The following is an 11828-nucleotide window of genomic DNA, read 5'->3' as shown; positions in this document are numbered from 1 at the left end:
TACAACGCCTCCAAGACGTTTGATATTGTTGGCTCCATTAAAATCAGCGTCGCCTTCCCATCCGCAATACCCACACTCGAAAGTTTTGCCAGAGCGGTGAATCCCCCTGCTTCCCCTGCCTTCTCCGCCCCCCCACCGAGCACCGAGCACCGAGCACACCCTAATTCAAAAATTCCAGATAGGAACGGCTGAGATCTTTGACGGCCAATTCGTACAACTGTCGGCCGTGGTCGGGGGTGGCCAGAGACGGGTCGGAACCCATGCGGCCGTCGGGGTAGTGGCGGCGGAAGTCGGCGGCACCGTAGATGGGATGGCCTTTGGCGACGTTGGCATCGAGGGGGGCGGTTTTGATGGAGTCGGGGTAAATATATTGGGTGAGGGCGACTTCGCTGGGGGTGGCGTGGGAGCCTTCCCGGGCGCCGTAGAGTTGTTTGGCGAGTCGGTAGACGGATTCGCACTGGTACCAGTTGGCGACCCGACAGCGGACGCGATCGCTATTCGGTAAATTCAGATCGGCCAAATGCGCGTAGGTTTCGGAAAAGGCGGCTTTGAGGGTGGCGATATTTCCCCCGTGGCCGTTGATGAAGAAGAAGGTCGAGAATCCACTTTTGGATAAAAATGTGATATAATCTTTGATTACCCTTATAAGAGTGCTGGGTCGCAAGCTGATGCTGCCGGGAAAGGCGGTGTGATGCAGGGCCATCCCCACGTTGATCGTCGGTCCCACCAAAGCGCCGGTCGCCTCTCCCACCCCCTTGGCGATCGCTTCGGCGCAGATGGCGTCCGTGCCGATCAATCCCGTCGGCCCGTGTTGTTCGGTGGACCCGATGGGGAGGATGATTCCGGTGGAGCGATCGAGGTAGGACTCGACTTCGGGCCAGGTGCAAAGATGTAGCAACATTTATTGATGTTCGGTTAAAAATGTTAAAGAAAATCTGAATGTTATCTTAAGATCGATCGCAGGGGAGTGGCAGGGAATTCAAGGGGCGGATCGGCGATCGTTTCAATTCTCCCCGGCGAGCCCCGACACGGTTCGTTATCGGACGTTAACGCGAGATGCGGAACTTAACCAAAAGATTACTTTTTCTTTACCTAACGTTAACCTATCTCAAATAGGATAGGTAACAGCTCCACTATGATCCACGAAAATTCAACAATAGCGGGCAGATTGGGGGTGGAAACCAATGTTTAACAACCTGGCCATCAAGCCAGAGGACGGGCGAGGTGAAGGTCTCCCGGGTCGTCGAGTCGATCCGGGCAATCAGCCGGTGATCGCCGTGCGATCGCAACTATTGGAACGAATCAATAACGGAGAACATACCTTTGTCGGATGGGTGGTGCTGGGTTGATTTTCCCTGCATGAGAGCGCAATGCCTTGCATTTGAGCCGGTAAGCGACTGCAATCCCACACCATCCACAATTAGGAATCAATACTTATGTTTTCTCCGGATTTGAGCAAAAATTCCTACCGTCCCGAGGTCAGACACACCGGACAGATTCTTTTGCTTGAAAATGAAGAACCCTGGCGGGATATGCTATCTCTCGCCCTGGAAGAACAGGGTTACAAGGTGATTCTCGCCCTGGACAGCCGGGATGCTTTACCTTCGGTACAGAACCCCACATCCGGAGCCGGGGAGTTTCCATTCAACCTACTGATTATGGACTCGACCAACGGTCTCGATCTGTGTCGTATGTTACGGCATCACGGAAATTCCGTCCCCATTTTGATCGTCGGCAGCCGGGAGACGGCCAACAACTGTGCATTTTATCTGGAAGCCGGGGCCGACGATTATCTGACCAAACCCTTCGGTATCCGCGAGTTTATCGCTCGCTGCCGCGCCTTGATGCGCCGCCAACGACTCGGACAAGTGCCAGGACCCGTGATGCTCCAGTACAAAAGTATTACCCTCTATCAAGAAGAATGTCGGGTGGTCGTCCGGGGTGAAGAGGTGAAACTGTCCCCGAAACAATTTCGCCTGCTGGAGTTGTTCATGAGCTACCCCCGCCGGGTCTGGTCCCGCGAACAGCTTCTCGATTTGATTTGGGGTCCGGATTTTATCGGCGACAGCAAGACCGTTGACGTTCACATCCGCTGGCTGCGGGAAAAATTGGAGATCGACCCGAGCAAGCCGGAGTATATCATCACCGTGCGCGGGTTCGGCTATCGGTTCGGCTAAGGGAATAGGGATTCCGAAATTTTTCACTTCTCGACAGCCGACACTGGAGATCCTTAACCATCTTAGAGATTCGGTTGATTTTTGGTAAAAAACGAGTTATTATTTGCTTCCCTGATTGACTCTTATTGCCGATTTTTTTCAAACCTTTTATGAGCTTTAAACGTCGAGAATTTTTGCTGTTTATGAGTGCGGGTTTGGGGTCGATCGCCCTCAACTCCTGCGGGGACTCCGGCGATCGCAACCTCCTCAGTTCCCCCCCCTCCGAAACCCCGCCGGTTTCGCCCGGTTTTCAACCCGTCCGAGGGCCGATGCCCCTGCCGACGGACAGTCCGGGAGTCGAACCGACGGCGCAGTTATTGCCCGTCTCGACCCGAACGGCTTCCCGACCCATTGAGCCCTATCTCCGTTATGAGGTCGTCGATGATTTGGTAGTTCCCGAGGGGTTTACTTACGACACGATCGCCGCCTGGGGCGACCCGGTGGGGGACTCCCGCTTCGGTTATAACAACGATTATTTATCTTTTATTGAAACGGGAAAAAACGAGGGTTTTTTGACCGTCAATTTTGAGTACATCAGCCCCCGCCCCTGGTTGGAAGCTTACGAAGGAACCATCGGGCGATCGCTGCCGGTGGAGGCCGTCCGGGATGCCCTGAAAGCGCAGAAAAACGGGGCGATCGATGCCTTTTCTTTGCCCGCCGACGACCCGCTGCGGAAGGCGATTTTGGAGATTTCTGAGGCGGGGCTGACCGACATGGGCATCGGGGTGATTTCGGTGCGCCGGGAGGCTGACGGACGCTGGGTGCGGACTTATTCCTCCACCGACCGCCGCATCACGGGGATTTCCGGTTGGATCGACGGACGCCATTTGAAATCCACGGGGCCGGCTGCGGCCGTCTTCCGCAAGGGGGGGCGGGGTTACGACGATCGCCTGGGCGATCGCATCATCGGCACCTTCGCCAACTGTGCGGGGGGGACGAGTCCTTGGGGGACGGTGTTCAGTGCGGAGGAGAATTTCCAAAGTTTTGTCCCCGAAGCGGTTTACCCGGATGGAACGTCCGTTTCCCCCTCCGAAACGCCCTTTTCCGGGCCCAACGGGGGGTTGGGCAACGTTTTGGGACTGGCGGGTAATAAATATGGATGGATGGTGGAAGTGAATCCAGCCGACCCCGAAGATTACGGCACCAAACACACTTGGTTGGGACGCTACCGCCATGAGGCAGTGGGGATTCGGGCGGTCGCCGGGAAACCGCTGGCCGTCTATTCCGGGTGCGATCGCCGGGGGGGGCACTTATATAAGTTTGTCAGTCGCGATCGGGTGGCCGATCCGGGCGATCGCGAAAATTCCCGTTTGTTGGAAGCGGGGATGCTCTACGGTGCCAAATTCTACCCCGACGGCACGGGCCGCTGGATTCCCCTCAAAGCCGATACCCCCGTCGATCCCGACCCGGCCGGCGTCCACGTGGGGGGCGTCATTGCCCTGCCGCTGCGCCCGGACGGGGGGAGTTTCGTCGCCACGAGCGATCGGGAGGTGGACATTTTTAAAGGTCAGTATAAGACCTTGGGAGACCTGTATCTCGGAGAGGGGGAAACTCAGCAGGGGGCGATCCTGATTGACGCCCACCTGGCTGCCAGCGCGGCGGGAGTCACCTGCACGGCCCGCCCCGAAGATACGGATATCGCCCCGGACGGTTCCTTATATATTGCCTTCACCTCCGGATCTCCGAGCGGCAATGGGGAAGGCCCGGACGGGCGGATTTTTAAAGGACCCGGGGAGGCCATGCCCTACGAGGCGGGTTGGATCGTCCGCCTGATCGAATCGAATGATGATCCGGGTGCGATGGGATTTCGCTGGGAAATGTTTGCGACGGGGGGCGAGGTCGCTGAGGGGGGCTCGGGATTTGCCAACCCCGACAACCTCGCCTTCGACAGTCTGGGCAACCTGTGGATGGTGACGGACATGAGTACGGGGACCCACAATCGCCCGGTTCCCGCCGGCCGGGTCGATCCGTCCGGAAAACCGTTGGAACCCACGGATTTATTGGGCATCTACGGCAACAACTCGGTGTGGTTTTTGCCCACCACCGGGCCGGCGGCGGGGAACGCTTACCTGTTCGCGATCGGACCGATGGAATGCGAGATGTGCGGGCCGTTTTTGACCGCCGACCGACAGACCCTATTTCTGGCCGCGCAGCATCCGGGAGAGTATAATGGGATGCGTCAAAATATGGCTTCAGAAATCCGGGAATTTGCCATGACGACCCCGGAGGGTGAGGAGTTTATTCAAACTCGCGAGGTTCCCGTCGGCTCGAACTGGCCCGGTCGAACCCCGGACGATCCCCCCAAACCGGCCGTCGTGGCGATCCGTCGGAAACACGTTCAGGCGATCGTGTAATTGCCCGCACCAGGAGTGTACTGCTCACCTTCCAAACGAGGACAGACTGGATGATTCAGCCCTGTTCTCACCCCCACTTGACTCGGCGCGAACTACTGTTAACATATGGTACTATTGGTTCAGTCGAGCTGGGGACTCCCTTGCTTAGGTCTTTTTAAGTCGGTGTGAGATTTGAGATGATGAACAAGATCCTATGGAATACTCTGAAGCAGAGTCCAGGCGTTCTGGGTACTGCTCTTCTATTAAGCACAAGCGCTGCCTTAGCCACAGAAAGCCCTTCAGCCAAGCTAGAACCCACTTCTGAAGTGGCTCCCCTGGCTTCCGATGCAAACGAAGGTGCCAACTCCAACATTTTCACGGCAGTCCCGCCAGAGGGTGAGCCTCCAGCTCCGATGGCAACCTCTCCCGAACTGCAATCTCCGGACGGGGTGGAATTCGGACTCGAACCCGCCACAGAACCCCTGCAACTGGCGCAAGTGCAACCCGAGGCGGAAAACGAAGTCAACATTTCCGATCTCGAGCAGATCAACGAGTACAGCGAAGTCACTGACTCGATGGATTTTGTGACTTCCGTTTCCCAGTTGTCCGACGTGCAGCCCACGGACTGGGCTTTCCAAGCCCTGCAATCCTTGGTTGAGCGCTACGGCTGTATCGCCGGTTATCCCGACGGCACCTACAAGGGCAACCGGGCTATGACCCGCTACGAGTTCGCCGCCGGTCTGAACGCCTGTTTGGAGCGGGTTAACGAACTGATCGCGGCTTCCGTCGCCAACCTGGTGACTCGGGAAGATTTGGCGGTCTTGCAGCGCCTTCAGGAAGAATTTGCGGCCGAATTGGCAACCCTGCGCGGCCGGGTGTACGCCCTGGAAGCCCGGACGGCCGAATTGGAGGCTAACCAGTTCTCCACTACCACCAAGCTGCGCGGGGAAGTGGTGTTCTGGCCCGGTGACAGCTTCGGCGAACGCAGCAACTATAACGTCGTCGGCGGACCCTTTGGGGAGGAGAGCGACGATCCCACCCAGACCTACTTCGGCTACCGGGTGCGTCTGAACTTCGATACCAGCTTCACCGGGGAAGACTTGCTGAGAACTCGTTTGCAAGCCGTAGACGTCCCCAACCTCAACGACTTCGACCTCAACAATACCCTGATGGCGCGGACGGCGATCGGCGGCAACTCGGACGGGGTGGAAATCGATGACTTGTACTACCGTTTCCCCGCTTTCAACGGCAGGGCGCAGTTCTACATCGGCGCCAACAGCCTCGACCTGGATGACACGATGGATGTCGTCACCCCCTTCAATAGCTCCGGGGGGGCTTCGATTTCCCGGTTCGGACAGCGCAACCCCACCATCTTCCGAGGTCCGGAAGGGACGGGCGCGGCCGCGAAATTTGCCTTTGGCGGTGACGGTCAGTTCAAGCTGAACCTGGGTTATGTGGCCGGCAACGCGGCGGATGCCACCGAGGGCAATGGTCTGTTTAACGGGGGCAATACCGGCTCGGCTCAGTTCGTCTTCGAGCCGACCGACGAGCTGGCATTTGGGTTGGAATACGCCCGCAAATACTTTACTAACGGAGATGTCAATATTTCGGGGGGAACGGGTAGCTGGATCGCCGATCGCCCCTTCGGAGACAACTCCACCACCAGCGACAACCTGGGCTTCCAATTCAACTGGCGGGTCGTCGAGAAGGTGGAACTGGGCGGCTGGTTCGGTGCCACCTGGGCGAATCAGAAAAACAACGGCGATGACGATGCCACCATCCTCAACTGGGCTTTGACTCTCGGGTTCCCGGATGCCTTCAGCGAAGGCGACCTGGGCGGGATCGTCTTCGGTATGCCCCCGAAAGTGACCTCCCACAGCACCGAGCGCCTGGAAGATGGGGATACCTCTTTGCACATCGAGGCCTTCTACCGGTATGCGTTCAACGACTATATCTCGATCACTCCGGGCTTCTATGTGGTGACCAACCCTGACCACAGCGACATCAACGATACCATCGTTGTCGGAACCCTGCGGACGACGTTCCGCTTCTAAAATTCGCTCGGAATTTAATTCGACGGGGAGGGGAAAGCTGGGCGCTTTTTCCTCCCTTTTTCGATCGCCTAGGGTTCGAGTTGCAGTGCCCAAATTTTGATGGTTTTATCCTCGCTGCCGCTGGCGAGGGTTTTCCCGTCCGGGCTGACGGCCAGGGCGGTGACCGGCCGGGAATGGCCCCACAGGGTGGCCAACTTCTGGCCCGTCTCCAGATCCCAGAGGATGATGCGATCGCCCCCCCCGATCAGGGTCTGACCATCGGGGGTGATGGCGAGGGCCTTCACGCCGCCCTCGTGTCCCCGCAACACCCGCACCGGGTCGCCCGTGGCGGCGTTCCACAGTCGCACGCTGCCATCGTCGCTGGCGCTGGCGATGGTTTGGCCGTCGGGGGTGTAGGCGATCGCGTTCACGCCCCCCGAGTGCCCGCCGATCGTCAGTCGCCGGATGCCGTCGCCGATGTTCCACAGCTTGATCGTCCCGTCGGTGCTGCCGCTGGCGATCACCCGGCCGTCCGGGCTGAAGGCTAGGGCGTTGATGGGGGCATCGTGGGCTGGGATCGTCCGGATTCGCACGCCACTGGCATCCCAGAGGCGGATCGTCCGGTCGTCGCTGCCGCTGGCCAGGATTTGACCGTCGGGGCTGAACTCCAAAGCGTTGACGCTGCCCGTATGGCCCTCGATGGTGCGCTGGCGGATGCCCTGTTGGAGGTTCCAGAGGCGGATCGTCTTGTCATTGCTGCCGCTGGCGACAATTTCTCCGTCGGGGGCGATCGCCAGGGACTTGACCCAACTGGAATGGGCGGCGATGGGGGGGTCGATGAACTGCCCCGAGTTCAGATTCCAGCGGCGGATGGTGCCGAAGGTTCCCGCCACCAGGGTTTGACCGTCCGGGGCGATGGTGAGGGCGTAAACTTGGCCGAGCGCCCGCTCATACCCCTGCAACCACAGGCTATTCGGCAATCCCTTCAACACCAGGGCGGGATTGGTGGGGATGAACCCGTAGCGGAGATAGCCGTCAACCTGGGTGTAAATCAGAGTCGAAGTCGCCAGCACCGCGCTCATGATGCCCATCGCCTTGAGGGGTATCCGAAAGTTGAACGGACGTTTCTCCCCATCTTTGGGTTTGGGCTTCTTTTTTTTCGGATCTTTCGGCTCGTCTTTGTCGGATTCCTCTTCTTCCGGTTCCGGACGGTGCAGTTCCACTTCCGCCAGACATTGCAGGATCACCTGGGGGTTTTGGGGCCGGTTGCCCGGAAAGGGGGCCATCAGGTAATCCATCACGTCGGCGAGCTGCTTGGACAGGTTGGGCGCTCCCTTGCGCCACAGCAGCTTCCCGGTGCGGGGATTTTCCGGGTAGGCGGTGGGGGGTTTCCCCGTCAGCAAATAGACGAACGTGCGGCCGAGGGCGAAAAAGTCCGACTGGGGGACGGCTTTGCCGTTGGTTTGTTCGGGGGGCGTGTAGCCCGGGGAAACGATGCCGGTGGCGTGTTTTTTTTCGTTCTCCGGGTCCGACAGGTCGCCGGCGAATCCCATGATGGTTTCCGTGACTTCCCGGGCTGTCCCAAAATCGATCAGTACGAGCTGCCCGTCGGGCTTTCGCATGATATTTTGGGGCTTGATATCCCGGTGGAAATACTGCAAACTGTGGACGCGATCGAGGATGTCGGCCAGTTGTCGCAACCATTCCAGGGCTTGCTCCGGATCGATGGGTTCCTTCTTGCGCTCTTTCATCCATTCCTGAAGGTTCAACCCCTCGATTTTTTCCATCACCAAACAGTGCAGCGGCTCGCCCTCTTTGGGCATGAACGTGAAGTAACCGTCCGCATCGACCCGGGGAATGCCGGGATGGTTGAGCTGACTCAAAACCTTCGCTTCTTGCTTGAATAAAGCGATCGCTTTCGGATGCTCTTTGAGGAGAACTTTTAAGACTTTTCGGGTGTTGTCTTTTTTGTCGAGGATCTCGAAGGTTTGACCGAATCCCCCGCCCCCCATTTTTTTTAAGACACGATAACGCCCCTGCAGCAAGAGATCCGAGCCACATTGACAGCAAATGCGTCGTTTTGCATTTGACTCGTCGTCCGGTTTGGGGCAATTGGGATTGAGGCAATAACTCACAGAAGCCAGAACCCAGGTCGAGGTTGCCAGTTTAACTCCACTATAGCTCAGGGGGCTACACTCTGTCTCAAAAGTCGGTTTTTGAGCCGCACGGAGGGGCGGAGGCGACAACGGTCAAGCAACGGTCAAGCGGAGGGACACAGGGGCAAAGATGAGAAGAATCTAAAATTCCCCATTCCCTACTCCCCATTCCCTACTCCCTATTGCCCTCTCACGCCAAGCCTTCGACGACGGGATGGAAGAAAAAGGCCAGTCCCAACACCGCGTAGGCCGCCAGCAGCAGCGCCCCCTCCAGCCAGTCGGAACGGCCGTCGGAACTGACCGAGTTGGCGATCAGGACGGCGACGGCGACGGCGATCAGTTCAAAGGGGTTGAAGTCCAAATCCATCGGCTGGCCCAGCAGCCACCCCGCCAGCACCAGGACCGGCGCCACGAACAGGGCGATTTGCAGGCTCGAACCGACGGCGACGGACACCGACAGATCCATTTTATTCTTCATGGCGACGGTGACGGCCGTGGCGTGTTCGGCGGCGTTGCCGATGATGGGGACCAGGATCACCCCGGTAAATAGGGCCGTCAGGCCGAGGCTTTCGGTGGCCTCCTCCAGGCTGTCCACCAGCAACTCGGACTCCACTGCAACCGTTATCGTAGCGACCAGCAGCACCCCCACCCACAGCCACAAATTGACCTCGTGGGGCTCGCTCTGTTCTTCCCCCTCCGCGGCGCCTTCCGGTTCATTTTCGGCGAGTCCCACTTCGTAAAGGTAGGTGTGGGTTTTCATCGAAAACAATAGCGTCAGGATGTACACCCCGATCAATACGATCGCCACGGCGGCCGAGAGGCGCTGCATGGTGATTTCTTCGATGCCGGCGGAGGTGACATCGACGGCCGTCGGCACCAGGATCGCGATCACGGCTAAATTCATCGCCGAGGCGTTCAGGCGGGCCACCACGGACGGAAATTCTTGCTCTTTGAAGCGCAACCCCCCGAGGAACATCGCCAAACCCATCACCAGCAACAGGTTGCCGATAATTGATCCCGTGATGCTGGCTTTGACGACATCGATCAATCCCGCCTTTAAAGCGACGATCCCGATAATTAATTCCGTCGCATTTCCGAAGGTGGCGTTCATCAACCCCCCCAGATTGGGACCGAGGACGACGGCGATTTCCTCGGTGGCTGTCCCCATCCAACCGGCCAGGGGGATGATGGCGAGGGCGGAGGTGACGAAAATCACCGTCGATCCCCAGCCCTGAAAGGTGGCGGCGACGGAAATGGGGATGAAAATCAGCAGTAACGAAAGGATCGTTTTGGCATTAATCATGAGGTTGAAGAAAATACTTGAGGTTTTGATCGCAGGTGCTAGATACAACCCGAATTGTAGCGGATTGAATTTCACCTCAAACGGGGCGATCGGGCAATGTTAAGTTTTGCGTCCAATTTTTGCAACAATTTATCTCCGAACATTAACTTTCTTAACCACCTCCTTGCCCAAAAGTCGGATAAAATATACCATGCTATTGGGTGACAGAAAGCGCCGACCGAATAATTTTTTAAAACCGTTATCTTCAGTGTTGTTCGCCCGTCTGGCGGAGGTCGCACGGTTTCCCGCCGTTGGAGAGGTGTAATGAGCGGCTGCGACAGCTCCGAATTCAGACTTCAAGTATTTTGCCCATCCGAATAGCCCTCGACGAGGAACGAGACGATCCGCGTCCCGTTCCGTGGGGGTTGCCCGTCACAACTTATGGAAAGGAAGGAATTACATGGTTTCCTCAACTGAGATCCGAGTCAGCCTCGGAACCGAAGCCGCGATCGCCCCGTCACTCCCCGACACCGGGGCCGATCGCCACCCCCAAAAAGTGGCGACGGGGGTTTATATTACGATCCACGGCCACTTCTACCAGCCGCCCCGGGAAAACCCCGACCTGGACGCGATCGAGCGCCAACCCTCGGCCGATCCCTTCCACAACTGGAACGAACGCATCCACCACGAATGTTACCGCCCCAACGCCTTCGCCCGCATCCTCAACGATCGCGGCGAAGTGGTGGGGATCGTCAATAACTACGAATACCTCAGCTTCAACATCGGACCGACCCTAATGAGCTGGTTGGAGCGGTACGACATGGAAGTTTACCAAAAAATCCTGGAAGCCGATCGCAACAGCGCCCGACGCCTCGACGGCCACGGAAATGCGATCGCCCAAGTCTACAACCACATCATCCTCCCCCTCGCCAACGAACGGGACAAAATCACCCAAATTCGCTGGGGGATCGAAGACTTCCGATCCCGATTCCGGCGCGATCCCGAGGGCATCTGGCTGGCCGAAACCGCCGTCGATTACCCCACCCTAGAAGCCTTAGTTGCCGAAGGCATCCGCTTCACCATCCTCGCCCCCTCCCAGGCCCAGCGGTGCCGAGTCCTGCCTTCAGAAGATTCCCCCGATCCCGACTGGATCGAAGTGGGGGGCGGTCAAATCGACCCCACCCGCCCCTACCGCTGCTATCTCAAAGATAGTGATGGCAACCGGGACGAAAGCCGATTTATCGATATTTTCTTCTACGACGGCCCCATCTCCCGCGACATGGGCTTCAACGAAGTCCTCAACAGTTCCGGGAACCTGGCCGGACGCCTGGGGTTAGCCGTGCATGGCGACCACCGCCCCTCCCAACTGATCTCCGTCGCCACCGACGGGGAAACCTTCGGACACCACAAAAATGGCACCGAAAAGTGCATCGCCTATACCTTCGTGGAAGAATGCCCGCAGCGGGGTTGGACGGTGACGAACTTCGCCCACTATTTGAGCATCTGCCCCCCCGCCTGGGAAGTGGAACTCAAACCCGTCACCGCCTGGAGTTGCTTCCACGGTGTGGACCGCTGGCAGGATGAGTGCGGCTGTGGAGGTGGGGGCATCTGGCATCAAAAATGGCGGCGCCCCCTGCGGGATGCCCTGAATTGGCTGCGGGATCAATTGGCGGATTTGTACGAAGATCGGGGGCGGCAGTTTTTCAACGATCCCTGGGCGGCGAGGGACGGTTACGAGAAAAGGACGAGAGCTTGAAAGCCGTGTCTTTTTAAAGCACGGATGAAAAGCGAACGGCGACTTCAGTCGC

Annotated in this window: 8 protein-coding genes and 1 pseudogene; 5 read left to right on the top strand and 4 right to left on the bottom strand. The window is 58.1% G+C overall.

Annotated elements, in window-relative coordinates; genetic code table 11:
- Both AC0QHF_RS09090 and AC0QHF_RS09085 read right to left on the bottom strand, forming a co-directional pair.
- Nucleotides 1–150, bottom strand: a 150-nt coding sequence (locus AC0QHF_RS09090) for a zinc ribbon domain-containing protein (RefSeq protein ID WP_324703885.1), incomplete at its 3' end; no start/stop codon positions are given.
- A 10-nt stretch (nucleotides 151–160) separates the two neighbouring features.
- The gene (locus tag AC0QHF_RS09085) at nucleotides 161–901 is read right to left on the bottom strand and encodes a creatininase family protein (RefSeq protein ID WP_324703883.1); all 741 of its coding nucleotides are present in this window, start codon (nucleotides 899–901) and stop codon (nucleotides 161–163) included.
- A gap of 283 nt (nucleotides 902–1184) precedes the next feature.
- Here AC0QHF_RS09085 and AC0QHF_RS09080 point away from each other — a divergent pair, with 283 nt between their 5' ends.
- The 4 genes from AC0QHF_RS09080 (at nucleotide 1185) to AC0QHF_RS09065 (ending at nucleotide 6603) form a co-directional block, all read left to right on the top strand.
- Complete coding sequence (locus tag AC0QHF_RS09080; RefSeq protein ID WP_324703882.1) at nucleotides 1185–1349, top strand: hypothetical protein; 165 nt, start codon at nucleotides 1185–1187, stop codon at nucleotides 1347–1349.
- An 87-nt stretch (nucleotides 1350–1436) separates the two neighbouring features.
- Nucleotides 1437–2177, top strand: coding sequence for a response regulator transcription factor (locus tag AC0QHF_RS09075; protein ID WP_324703881.1), 741 nt, complete (start codon nucleotides 1437–1439; stop codon nucleotides 2175–2177).
- Nucleotides 2178–2326: 149 nt separating this feature from the next.
- Nucleotides 2327–4570: a PhoX family protein gene (locus tag AC0QHF_RS09070; RefSeq protein WP_324703880.1), complete on the top strand. Its 2244-nt coding sequence runs from the start codon at nucleotides 2327–2329 to the stop codon at nucleotides 4568–4570.
- A 179-nt stretch (nucleotides 4571–4749) separates the two neighbouring features.
- On the top strand, nucleotides 4750–6603 hold the full coding sequence (locus tag AC0QHF_RS09065) for an iron uptake porin (RefSeq protein ID WP_324703884.1): 1854 nt from the start codon (nucleotides 4750–4752) through the stop codon (nucleotides 6601–6603).
- Nucleotides 6604–6671: 68 nt separating this feature from the next.
- On the opposite strand, the gene AC0QHF_RS09060 is transcribed toward AC0QHF_RS09065, so the two are convergent.
- On the bottom strand, nucleotides 6672–8717 hold the full coding sequence (locus tag AC0QHF_RS09060) for a serine/threonine-protein kinase (protein WP_324703879.1): 2046 nt from the start codon (nucleotides 8715–8717) through the stop codon (nucleotides 6672–6674).
- Between the two features lie 211 nt (nucleotides 8718–8928).
- The gene (gene cax, locus AC0QHF_RS09055) at nucleotides 8929–10041 is read right to left on the bottom strand and encodes a calcium/proton exchanger (protein WP_324703878.1); all 1113 of its coding nucleotides are present in this window, start codon (nucleotides 10039–10041) and stop codon (nucleotides 8929–8931) included.
- A gap of 553 nt (nucleotides 10042–10594) precedes the next feature.
- Between cax and AC0QHF_RS09050 the strand changes: the two are divergent.
- Nucleotides 10595–11755 (top strand): annotated as a pseudogene (locus AC0QHF_RS09050) (DUF3536 domain-containing protein); the annotation flags it as partial.
- Nucleotides 11756–11828: the final 73 nt, after the last annotated feature.

The sequence above is a fragment of the Lyngbya sp. CCY1209 genome (assembly GCF_055795065.1).
The sequence above is the reverse complement of the archived record's forward strand: the minus strand, read 5'-3'. Positions and strand labels throughout refer to the sequence as shown.